Below are 22,490 nucleotides of genomic sequence, written 5' to 3'. Positions count from 1 at the left end.
CCGACAGCAGATCTGCGCTTAAAACGGGGCCAGAAACTGGCCCCACATCCGCTATTGGCTGGCTTCTTTCTTCACCTGGCTTACTGGTTTAACCCACGGGTTCTTCGCACGCACTTCGGCAGGCAGTGAGGCTACCGCGCGTTTGGCATCAGCCGGTGTGGCATAGGAACCACTCACCAGCACGTACCACGACTGACCGTTACGGGTGGTTTTGTAGACGTGATACCCACTCAGATTCTGCTGCTTAGCCCAGGCATTCAGGCTTTCCGCCTTCGATGCACCGCTCAGCTGCAGGGTATAGCTGCCGCCTGGTAATGATTTGCTGGCTGAACTGCTGCCTGCCGCCGCAGTGGCCGGAGCAGAAGGGGCTGGCGTACGTGCTGGCGTGGTATGTGTTTTGCTGTCACGGGTTGCAGGCTTCGAAGCAGTTTTATGCGATGAATCGTGCGCCGGACGGGCAGAAGCGTTTGATTTGTTTGGCGTCTGACGGCCTGCAGGGGCCGTAACCGGATTCGCAGCCGTTCCGGCATTGCCGCTGACCGTGGCAGGGGCTGTTGGCAGTGAACTGCCACCCTGCGTGCCCATCGCGGCACTGTCGACCTGCTGCTGCTGATTACTCAGCGCGCTGTTCAGATCGCCCGGCAGCGTGACACGCTGCTGATTTGCTGGCGTCTCAACAGGGGCGGCCTGCGTAGGCGTTGAAGCCACAGGCGGCATTGAGACGTCGCGCTGCGGGTCAGACACAGCATTACCGCTGGTCGCCGCGTTATTTTCGCTGGTAGCTGGCGTGGTCTGCACGCCAGTCGGCGTCGTCTGTCCACCCGACATGGAAGAGGAGCCGGCCAGGTCGATATTCTTTTCGCTGCCGGAACCGCCACCAGCGGCAGGCGTATTGCCCGCAGTCGCAGGTTTTTTCTCATCCGGGCCATTCAGCGCCGAACCAATACCCAGTACCAGTAACAGCAGAACCAGGATCCCGACACCCATCATGATGCGCTGGCGCGAAACCGGTATTTTGGCTGCGGGAGACGACTTACGAGGGCGCGAGGGACGGCGATCGCTGGCGTCAGGTTTTAACTCATCTTCCGGTTTAAACTCATCCATTTTGCCTCCTCCGTAAAGCGGCATTCCGCACTGCGCACCCTGCGCGCCGCGTCACCACTCAACTGCTTAATCTCAGGATTGCTGACAATCATTAATTGCAGCCAGCACCATATCATGTGCCACGCTACCACGCACTTCAGAGCGGCCAATCGACAGCGGGAGTACCAGCCGCAATTCGCCCGCCAGAACTTTCTTATCGCGCATCATGTGCGGCAGATACATCTCCGCACTCATCGCCTCAGGCCCATGTACCGGCAAACCGGCACGCAGGAACAGGGCAATAATGCGATCCGTCTCCTGCGCCTGGAACTGCCCCAGGCGTTCAGCCGTGCGTGCCGCCATCACCATGCCCGCTGCAATCGCTTCACCGTGCAGCCAGTTGCCATAGCCCATGTGTGCTTCAATCGCATGACCAAAAGTATGGCCCAGATTCAGCAACGCCCGCTGACCGTTTTCACGTTCATCGGCGGCCACGACTTCGGCTTTCAGTTCACAGCAGCGACGAATGCAGTACGCCAGCGCCTGTTCATCCAGCGCCAGCAGGGCATCAAGATTCTGCTCCAGCCACTGGAAAAACGCACCGTCGAGGATGATGCCGTACTTAATCACTTCCGCCAGACCCGACGCCAGTTCGCGCGCGGGCAACGTCTGCAGACAGGCAGTATCAATCACCACCGACGCGGGTTGATAAAACGCGCCGATCATGTTTTTGCCCAGCGGATGGTTAACGGCCGTTTTGCCGCCAACCGAAGAGTCGACCTGCGACAGTAAGGTGGTCGGTACCTGAATAAAGCGTACGCCACGCTGATAACTGGCCGCAGCAAAACCGGTAAGATCGCCAATGACGCCGCCGCCTAAGGCGATAAGCGTCGTATCACGACCGTGCGGCTTTTGCAGGAGCGCGGTAAAAACCTGATCCATCACGGCCAGCGTCTTATATTGCTCGCCGTCGGGTAAGATCACCTGATCCACTTTTACACCTGCCGCCGTCAGCAGCGCCGTCAGCTGGTCAAGATAAAGCGGAGCCAGCGTCTGGTTTGTCACCACCATGGCGTTTTCGCCCGCGGTTAGCGGCCAAAAAGAAGCCGGATCGTTAAACAGTCCGGCAGCGATAGTGATGGGGTAACTGCGTTCCCCCAGTGAGACGGTGATCTTCTCCATGATGCCCGATACCTGTTAAGGAGCCTTCGAACGTTGGATCAACTTTTTTCCAACATGTGGATAATCTGATTCGCCACCACTTTCGCACTCTGATCATCTGTGCGAATGGTTACATCGGCGATCTCTTCGTAGAGCGGGTTACGTTCGCCAGCCAGCGCTTCGAGCACTTCACGCGGCGGTGAATCCACCTGCAGCAACGGACGTTTTTTGTCACGTTGGGTGCGCGCCAGTTGCTTCTCGATGGTGGTTTCAAGATAAACCACAACACCGCGGGCGGAGAGACGATTACGCGTTTCCCGGGATTTGACGGAACCACCGCCTGTCGCCAGGACGATGCCTTGCTTCTCGGTCAGTTCGTTAATGATTTTTTCTTCGCGATCGCGAAAGCCAGCTTCGCCTTCGACATCAAAAACCCAGCCCACATCCGCTCCGGTGCGTCGCTCAATTTCCTGATCGGAATCGAAGAACTCCATGTTGAGTTGCTGAGCCAACTGACGGCCAATAGTGCTTTTGCCGGCACCCATCGGCCCAACCAGAAAGATATTGCGTTTCTCTGCCATTTTGTCGGTATTACTAAGAATTCGTTAATGATACCCCGCGTTCAGCATTTGCTGGCGGGACAGGAACTGAGACCTCATGAGCGTTAGCAAGAGTCAGATGAAAAATTATCTCAACACTCAAGGCTGTTTGGCAACCGATTATATTGCCTTCAGCACATCCATTTCTGAATTGGCCTGTGTTCGCGAAACTGTAACGCGCCAGCGCTGCGTCTTTACAACGCTGCGTACAGAGGAGTTTTCTGATCTGTTTGCCGGGATTTACCCAGCATAGACGGTTACACCGTATTGAAAATCGCTAAACCTTGTAAGCTAATTCCTCTCCTGCGTCAACGCAGATGGCCTTAAGGGACGCATTTTCCGTTTTATCCAGCCGTAAGCGCTGCTTCCCTGACCAATCGCGGCGTAATGAAGATCACCAGCTCTCTTTTTTTGCGCTGATCAGATTGCTGGCGAAACAACCCGCCAATCAGCGGCACTTTTCCCAGTAGCGGCACCTGATTCTGTCCGCGGGTGCGCTGCTGCTGAAAGATACCGCCTAACGCCAGTGTTTGCCCGTCACTGACCGTGACCTGAGTCTCAATTTCCTGTTTATCGATGGATAATATGTCGCTATCGCCGGTTCTGATGCTGCGACCCGGCATATTCTGACTGATATGGATCTTCAGCTGGATGCGGCCATTGCCGGAAATCGTCGGTGTCACCTCCATACCCAGCACCGCTTCTTTAAACTCAATACTGGTGGCACCGCTGTTTCCTGCCGACACTTCATAAGGAATTTCTGTGCCCTGCTTAATCGAGGCGGTCTGCTGATGTGAGGTAAAGAGGCGCGGACTGGCGATGATTTCAATCTGATTCTCCTGCTCCAGCGCACTTAACTCCAGATCCAGAAGCTGCCCTCCGATGCGCGCCAGCGCCATACCCACGCTGATGCCGGGTGAACTCACCGCCAGCGGAACATCCAGCCGGGGATGATGCAGGATATCTGTTACGGCGGCGTCCCCCGCCTGCAATCCCCACTTCACGCCCAGCTCCTGCAGATGCTCCTCGCTGATAGTAACGATGTGGGCTGACAGTTCAATCTGTTCCAGTGGCAGATCCAGCGCCCGTATCCAGCGCTCCGTCTCTTTTAAAGCCGCCGCACTATCGCGCAGTAACAATGCGTTGGTGCGTTTGTCGACCGTCACGCTACCGCGTGGTGTCATCAGCGACTGACGCTCACTCAGCAGGCTGGCATACACCTCGCTGGCGCTGGCATAACGCAATATCACAGCGCGCTGTTGCAAAGGAACCTGCTGCAACTGCGACTGCTTCTCAGCCTCACGTGCCTGCTGCTGAGCCTGCTGCCAGCTTTCCGGATAGACCAGCAGGACATTATCCTGTTCAACCAGCGTCAGCTTTGCCATGCGCGCCACCAGGTCGAGCGCCTGATGCCAGGGCAGGTTATCCAGCCGCAGCGATAACGAACCTTCAACCTCTGGCGCAATCATCAGATTGATCTGCTGATAGTCAGCCAGCGCCTGCAAAATACGCTCTACCGGAGCGTTATCAAAAGTCAGACTGAGAGGCTCCTCATCAGCGGCGTAAACCGGCAGCAGGCAGCTTAGTAGCAGCAGCAGAGTGGTTATCCTTATCATGCGAACGTCCTTTTAAATAAAATACGGTCTGTTGTGCGTTGCAGCTATTCGCCACCGCTAAGGTGAGGCTGCGGCGGGTCATATCCGCCAGTTGCCAGGGTGCGAATGGAAATGGCTTGCCGGTGCGGGCCGTAATACTCTCTCCCTGCGGGGTCAGCAGCCAGGCATGGAAATGCGCCTCCCGGCCAATAATCCCCTGCAGACGCCAGCCGGTGAGCGGTTCCACTGACGCCTCACAGACGGAACCGGCTACAGGCCGGAACGGATCGCGCGCCAGTACGCCGCCACAGCACAACAGTAAAATCAGCAGACTATGGCGCATCGTCAGGTTCCAGCCAGAGTTGAGCCACCAGGTACTGCGGCTGCGCCAGCAGCTGGAAATGCACCGGAAACGGTGCGGAGGCCTGGGCCAGCTCGGCAAAAAGCGACTGGAACGCCGGCCACTGCAGATGCAGCGTCAGCATGCGTGAGGGGGCGTCCGGCTGCCACTCTTCCAGCTGGCTACGGCGTGCCGCCAGGATCTCTTCCACTGCACGGCCCGATGCAGATGCTGATCTCGCGATCTGTATCGACTGCAGCTGCGCCTGCAACTGTGCATTATCAGGGTTCTGACGCCACTGGTGCTGGCGTAGCTGCAGAGTGCGGGTCAACTGCAACAGCGTCTGCTGTTCAGCAATTAGCGCCTGCTGCTGTGGCCGTAACCACAGGATCCAGGAGAGCAGCAGCAGACCGGATAAGAGCGCGGCGAGCAAGCCATAGCGCGCAATAGCGGCCATCTGCCACCAGCGCTCCCACCATTCACTCACTGTTCACCTCCTGCATCTCTGCCCTCAGTGAAAACCGATAATGGCCATCAGCCTGACGCTTAACCCCGCCCTGCTTCACCAGACCAAACAGGGCCACAGTGGTTAATTGCTGGCGGAACTGTCGGACTGCCGCCATATCCTGTGCCCGCCCCTCCAGTGTCAGATGGTTGTCGCGCTTCTCCAGCCGGGTCAGCCAGGCGGTGTCGGGCAGCAACGCGGGTAAATCGAGCCAGAACTGCTGCCAGGCGGCCAGTTGTGCAGCCTGCTGGCGATGCTTCGCCTGCTGTTTTTGCACGACTGCGAGCTGCTCCAGTAACTGCTTCTGTTGCGCTAACTGCTGCCCCAGGCTTTCCAGCGCCTGCTGCTGCGTCCTGCTCGCCTGCGCCACCTGCTGACGCGTCTGCTGTATCCGCCAGGTTTGCTGCATCACCACCAGTAACAGGGCGCCAGTCGCCAGTGACAGCACGACCAGGCTCTGTCGCCGCTGCTGTTGCCGACGGCGCTGCCGCCAGGGCAGCAGATTAACCGCGACCATCACTCATCTCCGTCGCGCAGCGCCAGCCCGGCCGCCAGCGCAAAAGCGCCCGGATTCTCCGGCAAAGGTGGCTGCTTATAACGAAACAGATCAAAAGGGGAAAACGCGCTAACGTCTGCGGGCAACGGCATCTGCTCTGCGGTACACCAGGCGACAGAACGCGCCCCGGGAAAGGCCTGCCGTTGCAGTGCCTCCAGCGTGGCGGCTTCGCCTGTGTCAGCAGCGGTGTGCGCATCGCTCCAGAGCCAGCGGTTATCCTGCTGCAGAACCAGCACCGCGTCGTCCTGCAGCGCTGCCTGCCGGGCTAACCGCTTCAGCGCCTCGGTGGTCAGTTCGAACACCTGCGGCTTTAAACCCGCCTGCAACAGGGGTGCCGCCCACTGGTCGATAATCTCCAGCCGCGCTGCCGTGACGCAGAGCTGCCCGCTCTGCAAATCCGGCCGGTAATCCAGCGCCAGCGCAGCGGGCTCCAGCGGAAAGAGACGGCGCGCGGCCGCCTGCACGTAGTGCCCCAGCGCGGGCTCCTTCAGCGACTGCGCAGGCAGGGGAAGCTGGCGCTGCAGCACCAGCTGGGCAGGCAGTCCGACCCGCAGCGAATAACGGCGTGGCAACCGCTGACGCCAGGTCGTTAAGGCCGCCAGTAATTCAGGCGAAGATTGCAGCACGCCGTTTCTTAACGTATCTTGCGGCAGCCGCTGCTGCCACCAGTGGCGTAGCTGCCAGCCATCACGACGAGGCTGGAGGGCCAGGGCGCAAATCTGCCTATTCTGAATATCCAGCCCAATTTGCCAGGTATGAAAAGCCATACGCGCGATCTCCTTATCGTCCGGGAAAATGGACATATCAAAGCGTCTGGCTTGCCTTTATACTACCGCGCGGTTGTTTATAAACTGCTCAAACGACAACAGATGGGAAATTCCAGGTGAAGTTCGTAAAGTATTTATTGATCCTTGCAGTGTGTTGCATCCTGTTGGGAGCTGGCTCGATTTATGGTTTATACAAATACATAGAGCCGCAGCTGCCCGACGTAAACACACTGAAAGATGTGCGTCTGCAAACCCCTATGCAGGTTTACAGCGCCGATGGCGATCTGATCGCCCAGTATGGCGAAATGCGCCGTATTCCTTTGACTCTGCAGCAAGTGCCACCTGTGATGGTGAAAGCGTTTATTGCGACCGAAGATAGCCGTTTTTATGAGCACCATGGTGTTGATCCGGTGGGTATTTTCCGTGCGGCCAGCGTTGCGCTGGTCTCCGGTCACGCCTCGCAGGGTGCCAGTACTATCACTCAGCAGCTGGCCCGTAACTTCTTCCTGAGCCCGGAACGCACCCTGATGCGTAAAATAAAGGAAGCGTTCCTGGCGATCCGCATTGAGCAGTTGCTGAACAAAGATGAAATACTTGAGCTCTACCTGAATAAGATCTACCTCGGCTACCGTGCTTATGGCGTTGGCGCAGCCTCACAGGTCTATTTTGGTAAGCCGGTTGACCAGCTGTCGCTGAGTGAGATGGCGATGATTGCCGGTCTGCCGAAAGCCCCTTCCACCTTTAACCCGCTTTACTCGCCGAGTCGTGCCCTGTCGCGCCGCAACGTGGTGCTGGCGCGTATGCTGGATCAGCATTACATCACGCAGCAGCAGTATGATGAGGCGCGTAATACGCCGCTGGTCGCGAAGTATCACGGTCCGGAAATCGCTTTCTCTGCCCCCTATCTCAGCGAGATGGTGCGTCAGGAGATGGTGAAACGCTACGGTGAGAATGCCTACACCGACGGTTACAAGGTCTACACCACCGTGACCCGTCGCCTGCAGGAAGCCGCGCAGACCTCAGTTCGCAATAACGTCATGGCCTACGATATGCGTCATGGCTATCGCGGCCCGACCAGCGTGCTGTGGAAAGTGGGTGAACCGGCCTGGGATCAGACGAAAATTGAGAAAGCGCTGAAGACGCTGCCGGTCTATGGTCCGCTCAATCCGGCAGTCGTAACCGAAGCGCGCAGCGATGAAGCGACCGTGATGCTGAAAGATGGCAGCAATGTGTCGCTGGCATTAGCGGGTGTGCGCTGGGCGCGTCCTTATAAGTCTGACACCGTGCAGGGCCCGACGCCGAAAAGCGTGACGCAGGTATTGCAGGCAGGCCAGCAGATCTGGGTGCGCAAAGTGGGTGATGAGTGGTGGCTGGGCCAGGTGCCGGATGTGAACTCGGCGCTGGTCTCGCTGGATCCGAATGATGGTGCGGTGCGCGCGCTGGTAGGCGGCTTTGCCTTTAACCAGAGCATGTTTAACCGTGCGACCCAGGCGCTGCGTCAGGTCGGCTCTAATATCAAGCCTTTCCTCTATACCGCCGCAATGGATCGCGGGCTGACGCTCGCCTCAATCCTTAACGATGTGCCGATTTCACGCTGGGATGCGGGTGCGGGTGCTGACTGGCGTCCCAAGAACTCACCGCCAACTTACGATGGTCCGATTCGTCTGCGTCAGGGTTTAGGCCAGTCGAAAAACGTGGTGATGGTGCGTGCGATGCGTGCGATGGGCGTGGATTACGCTGCTGAGTATCTGCAGCGCTTTGGTTTCCCGGCTCAGAACATTGTTCATACCGAATCGCTGGCATTAGGTGCGGCCTCGTTTACCCCGTTACAGGTGGTGCGCGGCTACTCCGTGATGGCGAATGGCGGCTTCCTGGTCGATCCTTACTTCATCACCCGGATTGAGAACGAACAGGGCGGCCTCGTATTTGAAGAGAAACCGAAGATCGCCTGCCCGCAGTGCAATCTGCCGGTGATCTATGGCGAGACCAAAAAAGCGCTGGCCCTGAATGAAGAGAGCGTCGAGAACGTTGCTGCCTCAAATAACAACCAGAATCAGGCCGTTCCTCAGCCTGAACTGGAGCAGGTTCCCGCTCAGGCACAACAGGGTGAGCAGCAATATGCACCGCACGTGATCAACACCCCGCTCACCTTCCTGATCAAGAGCGCGCTGAACAGTAACATCTTTGGCGAACCGGGCTGGATGGGAACAGGCTGGCGTGCCGGGCGTGACCTTAAGCGTAATGATATCGGCGGTAAAACCGGTACCACTAACAGCTCGAAAGATGCCTGGTTCTCGGGTTACGGCCCTGGCGTGGTCACCTCAGTCTGGATCGGCTTTGATGATGCGCGCCGCAATCTGGGCCGCAGCACGCTCTCCGGCGCCATTCCCGATCAGATTTCGGGCTATGAAGGCGGTGCGAAGAGCGCGCAACCGGCATGGGATGAGTACATGAAGAGTGCGCTGGATGGCGTACCGGTGCAGCCGTTAACGCCGCCGGATGGTGTGGTCACGGTGACGATCGATCGCAGCACCGGCAAGCTGGCAAATGGAGGGGGTAACACCCGTCAGGAGTACTTCATCAATGGCACCCAGCCAACCGAATATTCGGTTCATGATGTGGGTACCACCATTATGGATAACGGTGAGAGTCACGAGCTGTTCTGATGTGACCCACGAAACCGCACTGTAAAAAAGGCCGACGTCAGTCGGCCTTTTTTATTCAGTCACAGATGATATTCAGTAACTCAGCCGTCCCTGCTTCACCAGCCATTCGCGCGCCATAAACAGCGCACTGACATTACGTGCCTCGCGGAAATCGGGTTCATCCAGCAGCGACATCATATCGCTCAGCGGCCAGCGGTGGACAATCAGCGGCTCCGGCTCATCGCCTTCCAGCTTTTCAGCGTAAAGACCTTCCGCCACCACGATGTTCATTTTGCTGGAAAAGTAAGAGGGTGCCATGGTGAGTTTGCCCAGCGTTGTCAGCTGATCGGCACCAAAACCGACCTCTTCTTTCAGTTCGCGAACTGCCGCTTCATTCACGGTTTCACCTGAATCGATCAGCCCCTTGGGGAAACCAAGCTCATAGGTTTCCAGTCCGACGGCATACTCCTGAATCAGGATCAGATGGTCATCAATAATCGGCACAATCATCACCGCTTCACGCTCTGAGGGCTTCATCCGCTCATAAACGCGATGCGCACCATTGCTGAAAGTCAGATCGACCGATTCAATGGTGAATAACCGTGAACGTGCCACGGCGGTGATATTGAGGATGTCAGGTTTTTTTGGAATTTTCATATCAGCCTCAAATTATTTTGCGCCGGCTATCTGGAGCGAATTAGCATACCTAACCACAGGCAATTGTGCGACAGTCAGACAATCACGTTATCGTTACACAGATTACATCGATTGAATAACAGCCTTTGGTTATCAGTTAAGACTAAATTTGCATTAGTCAATATGCTGCGATAAGTTTCAGATAATACCGATATTTAATCCAGTCTGAGCCGGTTACCATTCGGACAAGGCAGGGTTTAACAAATGCTAATCAGATATACGCTGGCACTATTTCATCGGGTGTCTGACTCCTCAGGGTTATATAATCTTCCGGAATGCCTCTTTTATAGTGAGCATAACCGAAAGCGAAAGTTTAAAGTGAAGGCAGCATTTTGGCTGAATTGAGCAGAGCATGAGCACAATCTTGATGATCCTGGCCATAGTGCTGACCTGTTCAATCCTGGCAGGCATTGGGTTCTGGTACGCTATGCGGCATCGTCCGCCGTTGGCGAAACCTCTGCCATTTATCAGTCCGCCCTGCCGTAAACTCTCTGCTCAGGAGCGTGAGGCGGTTGATAAGTATGTCGCCGCGCTGGAAAAGCAGCCCCGTACCACGGTGACGACCGATAAGCGCAGCGCGTCCGAACGACTGACGCTGACGGCACAAAGCAACAATGTCTACCCCGTTACCCGTGCGATTACCCGCTACGGACTCTCTACGGACGATCCCCATAAATGGCGCTACTACCTTGATGAAGTTGAAGTTCATCTGCCGCCGCTGTGGGAACAGTACATCGCCGACGAAAACTACGTTGAGTTAATCCGCACCCAATCTATTCCACTGGTGATCTCGCTGAACGGCCACTCGCTGGTGGATTACGCCGTGGATCAGCAATCGCTGCCGACGCTGATGCGTCCGGTGTCGACCAACGCCTCTATCCGCAAAGCGGAAACGGAAAACGTCGAACTGCTGCAGGTGCGCAAAGAGACGCCGGAAGAGTATCGTCTGTCGCGGCCAGATGGCACGCGTGAAGCGGTGATCATCTCTCTTGCCTTCTTACTCTCCTTCTTCAGCCTGTTAGTCCCCGCAACGCTGATGATCTGGCTGGTGCTGACGGGTGCAGTCATGATTGCCGCCAGCCTGTGGCTGCTCTACCGCATTCCGGGTGAGCGCGGCCTGCGTGACATACACTGCCTGCGCGGCGCGCCAAAGCGCTGGGGCCTGTTCAGCGAATCGGACCAGGAGCAGAGCAATATCACACTGGGGATTATTGACCTCGCCTATCCACCACACTGGCAGCCTTATGTCGCGCACGATCTCGGACAGGTGACGGATGTGGAGATCTACCTTAACCGTCAGGTGGTGCGTCAGGGTCGCTTCCTGTCGCTACAGGATGAAGTCAAAAACTTCCCTATTCAGCGCTGGCGGAAAAACGTGGTGCTGGCCTGTGGTTCACTGATGGTGCTGACCATGCTGGTCACCTGGATCCCGCTCGGCATGCCGATCAAGCTCAGTCTGGCCTGGGCCAGGGGCACCGACAGCCTGGAGGTCAGCAGCGTCGATAAACTCAGCAGCGTGCCCCTGAATATTGGCGACAACCTCAAAGTGAGCGGTACCGGCATGTGTTCGGTGCCGGACAACTATCAGAGCAACCGAAGTTACGCCTTCATGCCGTTCGACTGCTCGGCAGTCTACTGGAATAACGCCACGCCGTTGCCGCAGCCACAATCGGACATTATTGATAAAGCCGCTGCTCTGCTGGAGACCACCACAAAGCAGCTGCATCCGGAAACCAATACCGATCCTAAACTGAATCCGCAGCTGGCCTCCGCGATTCAGAAGTCCGGCATGATCCTGCTGGATGACTTCTCCGATCTGGTGATGAAAACGCAGGATCTCTGTAATCAGCCACAGGATTGTATGCGCCTGAAAAATGCGCTGGTGAACCTGGGCAATGCCAAAGACTGGGAAGCGCTGATGCGTCGCGCAGATTCCGGCCAGCTAAACGGCATGAATGTGCTGCTGCGGCCGGTCAGTGCCGAAGCCCTGGAAAACCTGGTCAATACCGCCACCTCGACCTTCTTTTTCCGCGAAACCCGTCGTGCAGCAGAAAATCTTAACAGCCCGCCGCCAGGGGGTTTTCTGATCGTCAGCGACGAGGGTCGCCAGCTGGTGAATCAGCCTCAGCCAACCGTGTCGCTGTTTGATCTCGATCCGCCCTCTCAGTGGCGTGAACTGCAACGTATCTCCGCCATGCTGCTGCATACGCCTTTCAGCGCCAGCGGCATCATCACCAGCATTTCAACGGATGCCAACGGCACGCGTCATATCGTGCTGCACAATGAACCGGATGCCATGGCGCAGTGGCGCTATCTCGGCACCGTATTGCTGCTATTGGTGCTGCTGACCTGCGGTGTGATCAATGGGTTACTGGCGCTGCGCCGTATGCACCTTAATCGCCAGCGCATGATCGATATCCAGCACTATTACGACAAGTGCTTCAATCATAACCTCGGCACTTTGCAGAGCGTGCGCCCGATATTCTGAGCCCTGCCCTTCTGTGCTACCCTGTCGCCCGGTTTTTTTACAGGGTGAAACATCCGCATGCTCAACTGGTCTGAGATTGATACCGTGCTGCTCGACATGGATGGCACACTGCTGGATTTGGCGTTTGATCGTCACTTCTGGCTGGAGCATGTGCCTGAACAACTCAGTCAGCAACGCGGCATCACCCGGGCGGAAGCCGAAGCGATCATCGCGGAAAAGTATCAGGCCGTCGCCCATACGCTAAACTGGTATTGTCTGGATTACTGGGCAGAAGCGCTGGCGCTGGACATCCGTGCCATGACCTGGGCGATGCGCAGCCGGATTGCGCTGCGTGACGATACGCTGCCTTTTTTGCAGGCTCTGCGCCGCGCGGGCAAGTCCACAATCCTGCTGACCAACGCGCATCCTTACAATCTGGACGTCAAACTGGCGCAGACAGGTTTAGCGCCGCACCTTGATTTATTACTTTCCACCCATACCTTTGGGTATCCGAAAGAAGACCAACGTTTATGGCAGGCGGTACAACAGCACACCGGCTTTTCTGCGCCGCGCACGCTGTTTATCGATGATAGCGAAGTGATTCTGGATGCTGCGACGTCATGGGGCATCGGCGAGTGCTTAGGCGTAAAGAACCCCGATTCGGGTCGTCCTGAGCAAATCTTTCAGCGTCATCGCGCCACCGGCGACTACCGGACGCTGATCTGAGTCAGGAGCAGCAATGAAGAAAGAGAAAAGCAGCGAAGAGGTACGCCTCGACAAGTGGCTGTGGGCCGCGCGCTTTTACAAAACCCGGGCGATTGCGCGGGAGATGATTGAAGGCGGCAAAGTGCATTACAACGGCCAGCGCAGCAAACCCGGCAAGGTGGTAGAGCTGAATGCGGAACTGACACTGCGTCAGGGCAACGATGAACGCACCGTAGTGGTGGCGGACATCAGCGCTCAGCGCCGTCCCGCCAGCGAGGCCCAGCAGCTCTATCGCGAAACCGATGCCAGCATTGAAAAACGCGAAAAAATGGCGCAGGCGCGCAAAATGAATGCGCTGACTATGCCCCATCCCGATCGGCGACCTGACAAAAAAGAGCGTCGCGATTTGATGAAGTTTAAATTATCGGGCGATGAATAACGCCGTCTTAGCTGACGCGCCATCGCCCCGTACCAGTGAGAGAAAAAATATGTCAGCCCAGGATCAACTGCACCGTTATCTGTTTGAAAATGCCGCCGTGCGCGGCGAGCTGGTGAACGTCTCTGACACCTGGCGTGAAACCGTAAAGAACCATGATTATCCGGCACCGGTTAAAACGCTGCTGGGTGAGATGCTGGTCGCCACCAGCCTGCTGACTGCCACGCTGAAGTTTGATGGCGAAATCACCGTGCAATTGCAGGGTGACGGTCCGCTGTCGCTGGCGGTGATCAACGGCAACAACAACCAGGAACTGCGCGGCGTAGCGCGTATCAAAGGCGACATCCCGGACGACAGTACTCTGAAAAGCATGGTGGGCAATGGCTATCTGGTAATCACCATTTCCCCTGAAAAGGGCGAACGTTATCAGGGTGTAGTGGGACTGGAAGGTGAAACCCTGGCGGAGTGCCTGGAAGATTACTTCATGCGCTCAGAGCAGCTGCCAACGCGGCTGTTTATCCGCACCAGCGACAAAGGCGCCGCGGGTATTCTGCTGCAGGTGATGCCTGCGCAGGATACGGAGAAAGAGGTTTTCGACCATCTGGCAACGCTGACCGAAACCATTAAAACGGAAGAGCTGATCGATCTGCCTGCGAATGAAGCGCTGTGGCGTCTCTACCATCAGGAAGAGGTCACCCTCTACGATCCGCAGCCGGTGATCTACAAATGCACCTGCTCGCGTGAGCGCTGTGGCGAAGTACTGACCACGCTGCCGCAGGAAGAGGTGGATGAGATCATCGCGGAAGATGGCAAAATCGACATGCACTGCGACTATTGCGGCTCAAACTACGTGTTTGACGCCGTCGATATCGCCGGTATTCGCAGCCACTCCCTTGAGAATAATAACCAGCTTCACTGATTTATCGGGCGGCTTCTGCCGCCCCTTCCCCGCCGCCCATGCCTATCCCCATAATTTTTCAGACAAATTATCTTTTTTTACTTTCATAACATCTTTTAAACGTTCGAAACATAGCCTTAACGCGCCCTGAGTCGCATTTTTAGATCACTGCCCTTTTTCCCTTAACGCAGAAGAGTAAACTGCGCGCGATCGTGCAAACGCCCGGAAGTCAGAGGCAGATGCCCTGAATTGCCCGGTGATCTTTGCAGGCTGTCGTGACGAAGCGCAGTCGACTGTCAGTGATTTGCCGCACCCGATACAACAGCCGGTGGCACGATCCCAACCTATCTCTGCTTTGCAGAACAGACACCGATTTAAGGAGCAGTAAAATGCGCGTTAACGGCCTGACCTCGCAAGACCTTGCCGCTTTGGGCATCGTGGATACCACGGAAGTGGTTTACAACCCTGATTACGACACGCTTTTTCAGGAAGAGACGCGCCCGGACCTCGAAGGTTTTGCTCGTGGCACCCTGACGCAGAGCGGCGCGATTGCAGTAGACACCGGGATTTTCACCGGGCGATCGCCAAAGGATAAGTACATTGTGCGTGACGACACCACGCGCGATACCCTGTGGTGGAACGACCAGGGCACCGGCAAAAACGACAATCAGCCCCTGTCGCAGGAGACCTGGAACGCGCTGAAAAGCTGCGTCACCCGCCAGCTTTCCGGCAAGCGCCTGTTTGTGGTGGATGCGTTCTGTGGTGCCAATGCCGATTCCCGTCTGAGCGTACGTTTTGTCACCGAAGTGGCCTGGCAGGCACACTTCGTGAAGAACATGTTCATCCAGCCTGACGACGCTGAACTGGCCGAATTCACTCCCGACTTTGTGGTGATGAACGGCGCCAAATGCACCAATCCAGACTGGCAGGCGCAGGGTCTTCACTCTGAAAACTTTGTCGCCTTCAATCTGACTGAACGCATGCAGCTGATTGGCGGAACCTGGTACGGCGGCGAGATGAAGAAAGGTCTGTTCGCCATCATGAACTACCTGCTGCCGCTGAAAGGCATCGCCTCGATGCACTGTTCAGCAAACGTGGGTAAAGCGGGCGATGTGGCAGTCTTCTTTGGCCTCTCGGGCACCGGCAAAACCACACTCTCTACCGATCCTGACCGCCAGCTGATCGGTGACGATGAGCACGGCTGGGACGATGATGGCGTGTTTAACTTCGAGGGCGGTTGTTACGCCAAAACCATCAACCTCTCTGAGCAGGCTGAGCCGGAGATCTACCGCGCCATTCGCCGCAATGCGCTGCTGGAAAATGTGGTGGTTCGCGAAGATGGCAGCGTCGATTATGACGACGGCAGCAAAACCGAAAACACCCGCGTCTCCTATCCGATCAATCACATCGACAATATCGTGCAGCCGGTCTCAAAAGCGGGCCACGCGAAGAAAGTGATTTTCCTGACCGCCGATGCGTTTGGCGTGCTGCCACCGGTTTCACGTCTGACGCCGGAGCAGACGCAGTATCATTTCCTGTCAGGTTTCACCGCCAAACTGGCGGGGACCGAGCGTGGCGTCACTGAGCCGACCCCCACCTTCTCCGCCTGTTTCGGCGCGGCGTTCCTGATGCTGCATCCGACGCAGTATGCGGAAGTGCTGGTGAAACGGATGGAGGCGTCCGGTGCGCAGGCTTATCTGGTCAATACCGGCTGGAACGGCAGCGGCAAACGCATCTCACTGAAGAATACCCGCGCCATTATCAATGCCATTCTGGCGGGTGAGCTGGATGATGCGCCGATGGAAACGCTGCCGATCTTTAATCTGCAGATGCCGGTTACGCTGGGCGAACTGGATAGTGATACGCTCGATCCGCGTCGTAGCTGGGAGAGTGAGGAGAAGTGGACCGCCGCCGCCGAAGGTCTGGCGCAGCGTTTTATTGATAACTTCGACAAGTACACGGATAACGCCGCAGGTGCTGCGCTGGTGAAAGCTGGCCCGCAACGCTAAAAGAAGCGGCGCGGCAATGAAACTGCCGCGCCGTTTTTATCATCCCGACACGCTGTTGCTGCCGTTGTTGTGGCTCAGCGCCATGCTTTCCACTAACGGCAACCAGGCACGAATGCGTAAACCGCCGCGTTCGCTCTCGCCAATCTCCAGCGAGCCCTGATGGGCATCAATGATACGCTGCACGATCGCCAGGCCCAGACCGGTACCGCTGGTGCTGCGGGCGCTGTCGCCGCGCACAAAGGGCTGGAACAGATGCGCCAGCTGATCCGGCTTGATGCCAGGTCCATCATCTTCCACCTGGAACCAGGCACGATGCAGTTCCCGTCCGCTGCTGACCCTGATCCAGCCATTACCGTATCGCGCGGCATTGACCACCAGGTTAGCCAGTGCCCGTTTAATCGACAGCGGGTTGATATCCAGCATTAACTCTTCCGGCATCACCGCATTTTCGATCTCACGTTCATAGCCGCTTTCAGCGGCCACCACTTCGCCCAGCACACTGTTAAGGTCGGCGCGCTCAGTCTGCATCTCCTGACCGGTACGCAGGTAGTCGATGAACTGTTCGATAATGGCGTTGCACTCTTCGATATCTTTATTAATCGATTCGGCCAGGTAGCCATCCTGCTCGCTCATCATTTCGGTGGCGAGACGAATACGGGTCAGCGGCGTTCGCAAATCGTGGCTGACGCCCGCCATTAACAGCGTGCGGTCATCCGCCAGCTGCTTCACCCCGGCCGCCATCTGGTTAAAGGCGCGGGTCACCGATCGCACTTCTGACGCGCCATACTCGCGCAGCGGCGGCGGAATAATCCCGCGCCCGACCTGCAGAGCGGCGTGCTCCAGATCCACCAGCGGGCGGTTCTGGATGCGGATAAACAGCCAGGCACCGCCAATCGCCAGCAGCATAATCGCCAGGGTGTAGCGGAACAGCGGCGAGAAGTCGCCCTGATGAATCTCAGTCAGCGGCACCCGCACCCAGATATCGGGCGACAGCCAGGTTTTCAGCCAGACGACGGGCGAGTTTTTGTTAACCTCAACCCGCACATCGGTGGGACCGCCAAGCTGCTGGCCCATCTGCTCGCTCAGGAATTCATAGTGCTGCGCCCATCGCAATCCGCTCTCCTCTGCTGCTGCATTGGTGTAGAGCGAGATCCCCAGTTCGCGGTAGATTTCCCGGCGAAACGCCGGTGGCACTTCCAGCTGCGTGCCATCTTCCAGCTGCAACCGGTCGGTCATCAGCATACGAACTTCGTAAGCGAGCACCTTATTGAACTGTTGCAGGCTGGGAAGAATGGCGAAGTTCAGCACCACCAGATAGGTCGTTACCAGGCTGACAAACAGCAGGGTAACGATCAGCAGCAGGGTGCGGGCAAACGAACTGCGAGGCGAGAAGCGCAGTCGCTTCATGCTTTACTGCCGTCCGGCACAAAGACGTAGCCCAGACCCCAGACGGTCTGGATATAACGCGGATGCGCAGGATCCTCTTCCACCATGCGACGCAGGCGGGAGATCTGGACGTCAATCGAACGTTCCATGGCGCTGTATTCACGGCCACGCGCCAGGTTCATCAGCTTATCGCGAGACAGCGGCTCACGCGGGTGGCTGACCAGTGCTTTCAGCACCGCAAACTCACCGCTGGTCAGCGGCATCGGCTCATCTTCACGGAACATCTCGCGGGTGCCGAGGTTAAGTTTGAACTTACCAAAGGCGATGATCGCCTCTTCCTGCGAAGGTGCGCCTGGCAGTTCATTGGCCTGACGGCGCAGCACCGCACGGATGCGCGCCAGCAGCTCACGCGGGTTAAAGGGTTTAGGAATATAGTCGTCAGCGCCGATCTCCAGCCCCACGATACGATCCACCTCTTCGCCCTTGGCGGTCACCATAATAATCGGCATCGGGTTGCTCTGACTGCGCAGACGACGGCAGATAGAGAGACCATCCTCGCCTGGCAACATCAGGTCGAGCACCATCAGATGAAAGGATTCACGGGTTAACAGACGATCCATCTGCTCGGCATTAGCGACACTGCGCACCTGAAAGCCCTGCTCGGTGAGATAGCGTTCAAGCAGTGCACGCAGACGCATATCATCATCGACGACCAGAATTTTGTAGTTCTCTTGCATTTTCAACTCCCAAAGGCGCTATTGCCTGAGCCAACATTGTTAAAAAAAGATGCCTTATAGTGACAGTCATTAATGGTTTATATTCTAGCCAAAATTGTTACAAAGCATATTAAACAGGAGCTTATATTTGATTTAAGGCGATTTCGGGTCAGTTTTAACGCGTCTGGCGCTGCCCGGCCCCTGTTACGGCAAATCTGAAAAAACGGCTCTGTTTCTCTGAATCGCTGGCGTCAGAAGCGGGCCAGTTTTTATTCGATGAACGAATTCAGCAAGTTAGCAGACAATTTGACTTAATGATCAGCTATCACTTTGGATAAGCTCCAGATAATCTACCTCAACAGCAGTCAGGCAGCATAATATTCCAGCAAACCTGCGTAACGCCCCACTCTCCTCTCGGATTAGTTTCAGCGGTGCCACCAGCAAGGCCAGTTGAAATTAAAGTCCGTTAAATCAATCAGTAAAGCCAACTTTTCGCCTTCTCCGTTTTCAACCAGACTGCTCAGGCAACATTCGATGTCTCAACGGGGATTACACACAATGAAAAAAACAATTTTACTGCTGAGCGCGCTGGCATTAAGCAGCGTCACTCCAGCTTATGCTGCCACAGCCACCGGTGAAGCAGCTGGCGCAGCGGCAACCACCACAGCACAAGGTAACTCTAACGCCATCGGTGTTGGCGCAGTCGCAGCCCTGCTGGGCGTTGCGCTGGCCACCATGGGCGGCGGCGGCGGTGACGGTCACAGCACCGGTACATCGACCACCACGGCGACTCACGCCGGTAAATAAGTATCACGACTTCTTTTACAGCTTCAGATTACTGGCTTCAGATTGTTGTTCAGCACCAACCCTTTCGCCGCCGGGGAAGTCAACGTGGGTTTTTAGCCTTTAAAAACCCTTTCCCCGCCCTTTTTTGCCGCGCCCCCTTTGTCTTACACTGTTCCTCTTTGGATCTCTCTGGCCGGTATAGCATGAAAACCCGACTCATTACCCGCGAAGGCTTCGATAAGCTGAAAGCAGAACTCGACTATCTCTGGCGTGAAGAGCGACCGGAAGTGACAAAAAAAGTCACCTGGGCTGCCAGTCTTGGCGATCGCAGTGAAAATGCCGATTATCAGTACAACAAAAAACGGCTGCGTGAAATCGACCGTCGCGTTCGCTATCTGACCAAAAGTCTTGAACAGCTGCGTATCGTTGACTATTCACCCCAGCAGGATGGCAAAGTCTTCTTTGGCGCCTGGGTGGAAATTGAAAACGATGAGGGCGACCTCAAACGCTTCCGCATTGTGGGCTACGATGAGATTTTTGGCCGCAAAGATTACATCTCCATCGACTCGCCCATGGCGCGGGCGCTGCTGAAAAAAGAGGTCGGCGATGCTGCCACCGTCGAGACGCCAGTGGGGCCGGCGCTGTGGTATATCAACGCGATTGACTACCCGCAATAACCCTTCAGATTATCGCTGAAAGCCGCCCGCGTCTCTGGCAATTTTAACCATCAATCCGTATAACTGTCGGCTATTTCTCAACCCGGAAAGCAAGACAATCCTGATGATGAAAGTTCTGAGCCAGATAATTGCCAGTGAGCTCAAGGCGCGTCCAGAGCAAGTTGACGCCGCCGTTCGCCTGCTGGATGAAGGGAATACCGTGCCGTTTATCGCACGCTATCGTAAAGAGGTCACCGGCGGGCTGGATGATACCCAGTTGCGCCAGCTGGAAACCCGCCTCAGCTATCTGCGTGAACTTGAAGAGCGACGCCAGTCGATTCTGAAGTCGATTGACGATCAGGGGAAACTCACTGACGACCTCGCCCGCGCGATCAACACCACCCTCAGCAAAACCGAGCTTGAAGATCTCTACCTGCCCTACAAACAGAAACGCCGGACGCGTGGACAGATCGCTATCGAAGCGGGTCTGGAGCCGCTGGCGGAGACGCTGTGGCAGGAGCCGTCTCACATTCCTGAGCAGCTTGCCGAACAGTATGTCGATGCCGATAAAGGCGTCGCCGACGTCCGTGCCGCGCTGGATGGTGCCCGCTACATTCTGATGGAGCGTTTCGCTGAAGATGCCGCGCTGCTGGCGAAAGTGCGTAATTACCTGTGGAAAAATGCCCATCTGGTGTCACGCGTGGTGGAAGGCAAAGAGGAAGCGGGCGCGAAGTTCCGCGACTACTTTGATCACCACGAAGCGCTCAGCGGCGTGCCGTCGCACCGTGCGCTGGCGATGCTGCGTGGCCGCAACGAAGGCGTGCTGCAACTGTCGCTGAATGCCGATCCACAGTTTGATGAAGCACCGCGTGAAAGCCACGGCGAAACGCTGATTGCTGAGCACCTGAACCTGCGCCTGAATAACGCTCCTGCCGACAGCTGGCGTAAAGCGGTGGTGAGCTGGACGTGGCGCATCAAGGTGATGCTGCATCTGGAAACGGAGCTGATGGGCACGGTGCGCGAACGCGCAGAAGATGAAGCGATTAACGTCTTTGCCCGCAACCTGCACGATCTGCTGATGGCCGCTCCCGCCGGTATGCGCGCCACCATGGGGCTGGATCCGGGCCTGCGCACCGGCGTCAAAGTGGCGGTGGTCGATGCCACCGGCAAGGTCGTCGCGACCGATACCGTCTATCCGCATACCGGCCAGACCGCGAAAGCCGCGGCCGCCGTAGCGGCACTCTGCATTAAGCATCAGGTTGAGCTGGTGGCGATTGGCAACGGCACCGCTTCACGTGAAACTGAGCGCTTCTTCCTGGATCTGCAGCAGCAGTTCCCGCAGGTCACGGCGCAAAAAGTGATTGTCAGTGAAGCTGGCGCATCTGTCTATTCGGCCTCTGAACTGGCGGCGCTGGAGTTCCCGGATCTCGATGTTTCGCTGCGCGGCGCGGTGTCGATTGCCCGACGTTTGCAGGATCCGCTGGCTGAGCTGGTGAAAATCGACCCGAAATCGATCGGTGTGGGTCAGTATCAGCATGACGTCAGTCAGAGCCAGCTGGCGAAGAAACTCGACGCGGTAGTGGAAGATTGCGTGAACGCCGTCGGCGTTGACCTCAACACCGCCTCGGTGCCGCTGCTGACCCGCGTGGCGGGCCTGACGCGCATGATGGCGCAGAATATTGTCGGCTGGCGTGATGAGCATGGCCGCTTCCAGAACCGTCAGCAGTTGCTGAAAGTGAGCCGCCTTGGGCCAAAAGCCTTTGAGCAGTGTGCGGGCTTCCTGCGCATCAACCATGGCGATAACCCGCTGGATGCCTCAACTGTGCATCCGGAAGCCTACCCGGTGGTGGAGCGCATCCTGGCCGCCACCGAGCAGGCACTGAGCGATCTGATGGGCAACGCAGGCAGCCTGCGTAATCTCAGCGCCCGCGATTTCATTGATGAACGTTTTGGTCTGCCGACCGTCACCGACATCATGAAAGAGCTGGAGAAACCGGGCCGCGATCCGCGTCCTGAGTTTAAAACCGCACAGTTCGCTGAAGGCGTAGAGACGCTGAACGATCTGACGCCGGGCATGATCCTCGAAGGTGCCGTCACTAACGTGACCAACTTCGGTGCATTTGTGGATATCGGCGTGCATCAGGATGGCCTGGTGCATATCTCTTCGCTCTCCGATCGCTTCGTGGAAGATCCGCATCAGGTGGTGAAAGCGGGCGATATCGTCAAAGTGAAAGTGATGGAGGTCGATCTCCAGCGCAAGCGTATTGCTCTGACCATGCGTCTTGATGAGCAGCCAGGCGAAGGCAATGCCCGTGGTGGCGCGAAGAACGCTGCTCCGCGCGAAGAGAAACGTCAGAACAACGCGAAAGGTCGTCCGCGTCCGGTCAGCTCGTCAGCAGGTAACAGTGCGATGGGTGATGCGCTGGCTGCGGCTTTCGGTAAAAAACGCTAAGCTTTTCAGGGGGCCACTGCCTGGCCCCCTCT

21 protein-coding genes are annotated in these 22,490 nt (G+C 56.8%); 10 read left to right on the top strand and 11 right to left on the bottom strand.

The genetic code is table 11. The annotated features are described in order from the left end of the window. Window positions 1-51 precede the first annotated feature (51 nt). From PAG01S_RS19445 to aroK, 3 genes are all read right to left on the bottom strand, one after another. Complete coding sequence (locus PAG01S_RS19445; protein ID WP_062759604.1) at window positions 52-1,104, bottom strand: SPOR domain-containing protein; 1,053 nt, start codon at window positions 1,102-1,104, stop codon at window positions 52-54. Between the two features lie 72 nt (window positions 1,105-1,176). Then, window positions 1,177-2,265: a 3-dehydroquinate synthase gene (gene aroB / locus PAG01S_RS19440; RefSeq protein WP_062759603.1), complete on the bottom strand. Its 1,089-nt coding sequence runs from the start codon at window positions 2,263-2,265 to the stop codon at window positions 1,177-1,179. 38 nt (window positions 2,266-2,303) lie between these two features. Then, complete coding sequence (gene aroK, locus PAG01S_RS19435) at window positions 2,304-2,825, bottom strand: shikimate kinase AroK (RefSeq protein ID WP_003852989.1); 522 nt, start codon at window positions 2,823-2,825, stop codon at window positions 2,304-2,306. A 97-nt stretch (window positions 2,826-2,922) separates the two neighbouring features. Between aroK and PAG01S_RS19430 the strand changes: the two genes are divergently transcribed. Then, window positions 2,923-3,096, top strand: a complete 174-nt coding sequence (locus tag PAG01S_RS19430; protein ID WP_223265993.1) for a hypothetical protein — start codon at window positions 2,923-2,925, stop codon at window positions 3,094-3,096. Between the two features lie 91 nt (window positions 3,097-3,187). Here the strand turns inward: PAG01S_RS19430 and hofQ are convergent, their stop codons facing one another. Genes hofQ through pilM form a run of 5 tightly spaced genes read right to left on the bottom strand, consistent with a single transcriptional unit; the run spans window position 3,188 to window position 6,606 of the window. After that, on the bottom strand, window positions 3,188-4,459 hold the full coding sequence (hofQ, locus tag PAG01S_RS19425) for a DNA uptake porin HofQ (RefSeq protein ID WP_073970700.1): 1,272 nt from the start codon (window positions 4,457-4,459) through the stop codon (window positions 3,188-3,190). After that, window positions 4,398-4,781 carry a HofP DNA utilization family protein gene (locus PAG01S_RS19420; protein ID WP_062759602.1) on the bottom strand — a complete coding sequence of 128 codons (384 nt, stop codon included), beginning with the start codon at window positions 4,779-4,781 and terminating at the stop codon, window positions 4,398-4,400. The genes hofQ and PAG01S_RS19420 overlap by 62 nt, the downstream gene beginning before the upstream one ends. Continuing rightward, window positions 4,771-5,265, bottom strand: a complete 495-nt coding sequence (locus PAG01S_RS19415) for a HofO family protein (RefSeq protein WP_033773010.1) — start codon at window positions 5,263-5,265, stop codon at window positions 4,771-4,773. Before PAG01S_RS19415 ends, PAG01S_RS19420 begins: the two co-directional genes overlap by 11 nt. Continuing rightward, entirely contained in the window at window positions 5,258-5,800 is a 543-nt protein-coding gene (locus PAG01S_RS19410; protein ID WP_060681204.1) for a PilN domain-containing protein, read from the bottom strand. Before PAG01S_RS19410 ends, PAG01S_RS19415 begins: the two co-directional genes overlap by 8 nt. Then, the gene (gene pilM, locus PAG01S_RS19405; RefSeq protein WP_062759617.1) at window positions 5,800-6,606 is read right to left on the bottom strand and encodes a type IV pilus biogenesis protein PilM; all 807 of its coding nucleotides are present in this window, start codon (window positions 6,604-6,606) and stop codon (window positions 5,800-5,802) included. Before pilM ends, PAG01S_RS19410 begins: the two co-directional genes overlap by 1 nt. A gap of 116 nt (window positions 6,607-6,722) precedes the next feature. On the opposite strand from pilM, the gene mrcA reads away from it, so the two are divergent. Beyond that, complete coding sequence (gene mrcA, locus PAG01S_RS19400) at window positions 6,723-9,272, top strand: peptidoglycan glycosyltransferase/peptidoglycan DD-transpeptidase MrcA (protein WP_022624040.1); 2,550 nt, start codon at window positions 6,723-6,725, stop codon at window positions 9,270-9,272. Between the two features lie 72 nt (window positions 9,273-9,344). Here mrcA and nudE read toward each other — a convergent pair whose 3' ends face one another. Then, window positions 9,345-9,908: an ADP compounds hydrolase NudE gene (gene nudE, locus PAG01S_RS19395; RefSeq protein ID WP_010253151.1), complete on the bottom strand. Its 564-nt coding sequence runs from the start codon at window positions 9,906-9,908 to the stop codon at window positions 9,345-9,347. Between the two features lie 391 nt (window positions 9,909-10,299). On the opposite strand from nudE, the gene PAG01S_RS19390 reads away from it, so the two are divergent. The 5 genes from PAG01S_RS19390 to pckA all read left to right on the top strand — a co-directional run bounded on the left by PAG01S_RS19390 (window position 10,300) and on the right by pckA (window position 16,462). After that, window positions 10,300-12,435: an intracellular growth attenuator family protein gene (locus tag PAG01S_RS19390; protein ID WP_062759601.1), complete on the top strand. Its 2,136-nt coding sequence runs from the start codon at window positions 10,300-10,302 to the stop codon at window positions 12,433-12,435. 57 nt (window positions 12,436-12,492) lie between these two features. Further along, a complete protein-coding gene (gene yrfG, locus PAG01S_RS19385) occupies window positions 12,493-13,140 on the top strand; it encodes a GMP/IMP nucleotidase (protein ID WP_010671561.1) in 648 nt (215 codons plus the stop codon). A 13-nt stretch (window positions 13,141-13,153) separates the two neighbouring features. Further along, the gene (hslR, locus tag PAG01S_RS19380) at window positions 13,154-13,558 is read left to right on the top strand and encodes a ribosome-associated heat shock protein Hsp15 (RefSeq protein WP_010253159.1); all 405 of its coding nucleotides are present in this window, start codon (window positions 13,154-13,156) and stop codon (window positions 13,556-13,558) included. A 49-nt stretch (window positions 13,559-13,607) separates the two neighbouring features. After that, window positions 13,608-14,474, top strand: coding sequence for an Hsp33 family molecular chaperone HslO (gene hslO, locus PAG01S_RS19375; RefSeq protein WP_010671560.1), 867 nt, complete (start codon window positions 13,608-13,610; stop codon window positions 14,472-14,474). A gap of 368 nt (window positions 14,475-14,842) precedes the next feature. Continuing rightward, window positions 14,843-16,462 (top strand): phosphoenolpyruvate carboxykinase (ATP), encoded by a 1,620-nt coding sequence (pckA, locus tag PAG01S_RS19370; RefSeq protein ID WP_010253165.1) that lies wholly within the window; start codon window positions 14,843-14,845, stop codon window positions 16,460-16,462. Window positions 16,463-16,501: 39 nt separating this feature from the next. Here the strand turns inward: pckA and envZ are convergent, their stop codons facing one another. Both envZ and ompR read right to left on the bottom strand, forming a co-directional pair. Further along, on the bottom strand, window positions 16,502-17,869 hold the full coding sequence (gene envZ, locus PAG01S_RS19365; RefSeq protein WP_010253168.1) for a two-component system sensor histidine kinase EnvZ: 1,368 nt from the start codon (window positions 17,867-17,869) through the stop codon (window positions 16,502-16,504). After that, on the bottom strand, window positions 17,866-18,585 hold the full coding sequence (gene ompR / locus PAG01S_RS19360) for an osmolarity response regulator transcription factor OmpR (RefSeq protein WP_003853014.1): 720 nt from the start codon (window positions 18,583-18,585) through the stop codon (window positions 17,866-17,868). The genes envZ and ompR overlap by 4 nt, the downstream gene beginning before the upstream one ends. 537 nt (window positions 18,586-19,122) lie before the next feature. On the opposite strand from ompR, the gene yjbE reads away from it, so the two are divergent. The 3 genes from yjbE (at window position 19,123) to PAG01S_RS19345 (ending at window position 22,458) form a co-directional block, all read left to right on the top strand. After that, on the top strand, window positions 19,123-19,371 hold the full coding sequence (yjbE, locus tag PAG01S_RS19355; RefSeq protein WP_010253177.1) for an exopolysaccharide production protein YjbE: 249 nt from the start codon (window positions 19,123-19,125) through the stop codon (window positions 19,369-19,371). A gap of 182 nt (window positions 19,372-19,553) precedes the next feature. Continuing rightward, a complete protein-coding gene (gene greB, locus PAG01S_RS19350) occupies window positions 19,554-20,027 on the top strand; it encodes a transcription elongation factor GreB (protein ID WP_010253180.1) in 474 nt (157 codons plus the stop codon). A gap of 103 nt (window positions 20,028-20,130) precedes the next feature. Continuing rightward, a complete protein-coding gene (locus tag PAG01S_RS19345) occupies window positions 20,131-22,458 on the top strand; it encodes a Tex family protein (RefSeq protein WP_033768072.1) in 2,328 nt (775 codons plus the stop codon). The last annotated feature ends 32 nt before the right edge of the window (window positions 22,459-22,490 follow it).

Origin of the sequence: Pantoea agglomerans NBRC 102470 (assembly GCF_001598475.1) — a bacterium.
Taxonomy (GTDB): Bacteria; Pseudomonadota; Gammaproteobacteria; order Enterobacterales; family Enterobacteriaceae; genus Pantoea; species Pantoea agglomerans.
Note: the sequence above shows the minus strand (reverse complement) of the source record. Positions and strands in the feature narration are given on the sequence as shown.

Bases quoted from the DNA above. Each gene is read 5' to 3' on its own strand.
- PAG01S_RS19420 (WP_062759602.1), bottom strand. From the start codon at position 4,781: ATGCGCCATAGTCTGCTGATTTTACTGTTGTGCTGTGGCGGCGTACTG.
- PAG01S_RS19445 (WP_062759604.1), bottom strand. From the start codon at position 1,104: ATGGATGAGTTTAAACCGGAAGATGAGTTAAAACCTGACGCCAGCGAT.
- aroB (WP_062759603.1), bottom strand. From the start codon at position 2,265: ATGGAGAAGATCACCGTCTCACTGGGGGAACGCAGTTACCCCATCACT.
- hslO (WP_010671560.1), top strand. From the start codon at position 13,608: ATGTCAGCCCAGGATCAACTGCACCGTTATCTGTTTGAAAATGCCGCC.
- aroK (WP_003852989.1), bottom strand. From the start codon at position 2,825: ATGGCAGAGAAACGCAATATCTTTCTGGTTGGGCCGATGGGTGCCGGC.
- PAG01S_RS19390 (WP_062759601.1), top strand. From the start codon at position 10,300: ATGAGCACAATCTTGATGATCCTGGCCATAGTGCTGACCTGTTCAATC.
- pckA (WP_010253165.1), top strand. From the start codon at position 14,843: ATGCGCGTTAACGGCCTGACCTCGCAAGACCTTGCCGCTTTGGGCATC.
- pilM (WP_062759617.1), bottom strand. From the start codon at position 6,606: ATGGCTTTTCATACCTGGCAAATTGGGCTGGATATTCAGAATAGGCAG.
- yjbE (WP_010253177.1), top strand. From the start codon at position 19,123: ATGAAAAAAACAATTTTACTGCTGAGCGCGCTGGCATTAAGCAGCGTC.
- envZ (WP_010253168.1), bottom strand. From the start codon at position 17,869: ATGAAGCGACTGCGCTTCTCGCCTCGCAGTTCGTTTGCCCGCACCCTG.
- ompR (WP_003853014.1), bottom strand. From the start codon at position 18,585: ATGCAAGAGAACTACAAAATTCTGGTCGTCGATGATGATATGCGTCTG.
- greB (WP_010253180.1), top strand. From the start codon at position 19,554: ATGAAAACCCGACTCATTACCCGCGAAGGCTTCGATAAGCTGAAAGCA.
- hofQ (WP_073970700.1), bottom strand. From the start codon at position 4,459: ATGATAAGGATAACCACTCTGCTGCTGCTACTAAGCTGCCTGCTGCCG.
- yrfG (WP_010671561.1), top strand. From the start codon at position 12,493: ATGCTCAACTGGTCTGAGATTGATACCGTGCTGCTCGACATGGATGGC.
- PAG01S_RS19345 (WP_033768072.1), top strand. From the start codon at position 20,131: ATGATGAAAGTTCTGAGCCAGATAATTGCCAGTGAGCTCAAGGCGCGT.
- PAG01S_RS19430 (WP_223265993.1), top strand. From the start codon at position 2,923: ATGAAAAATTATCTCAACACTCAAGGCTGTTTGGCAACCGATTATATT.
- PAG01S_RS19410 (WP_060681204.1), bottom strand. From the start codon at position 5,800: ATGGTCGCGGTTAATCTGCTGCCCTGGCGGCAGCGCCGTCGGCAACAG.
- nudE (WP_010253151.1), bottom strand. From the start codon at position 9,908: ATGAAAATTCCAAAAAAACCTGACATCCTCAATATCACCGCCGTGGCA.
- hslR (WP_010253159.1), top strand. From the start codon at position 13,154: ATGAAGAAAGAGAAAAGCAGCGAAGAGGTACGCCTCGACAAGTGGCTG.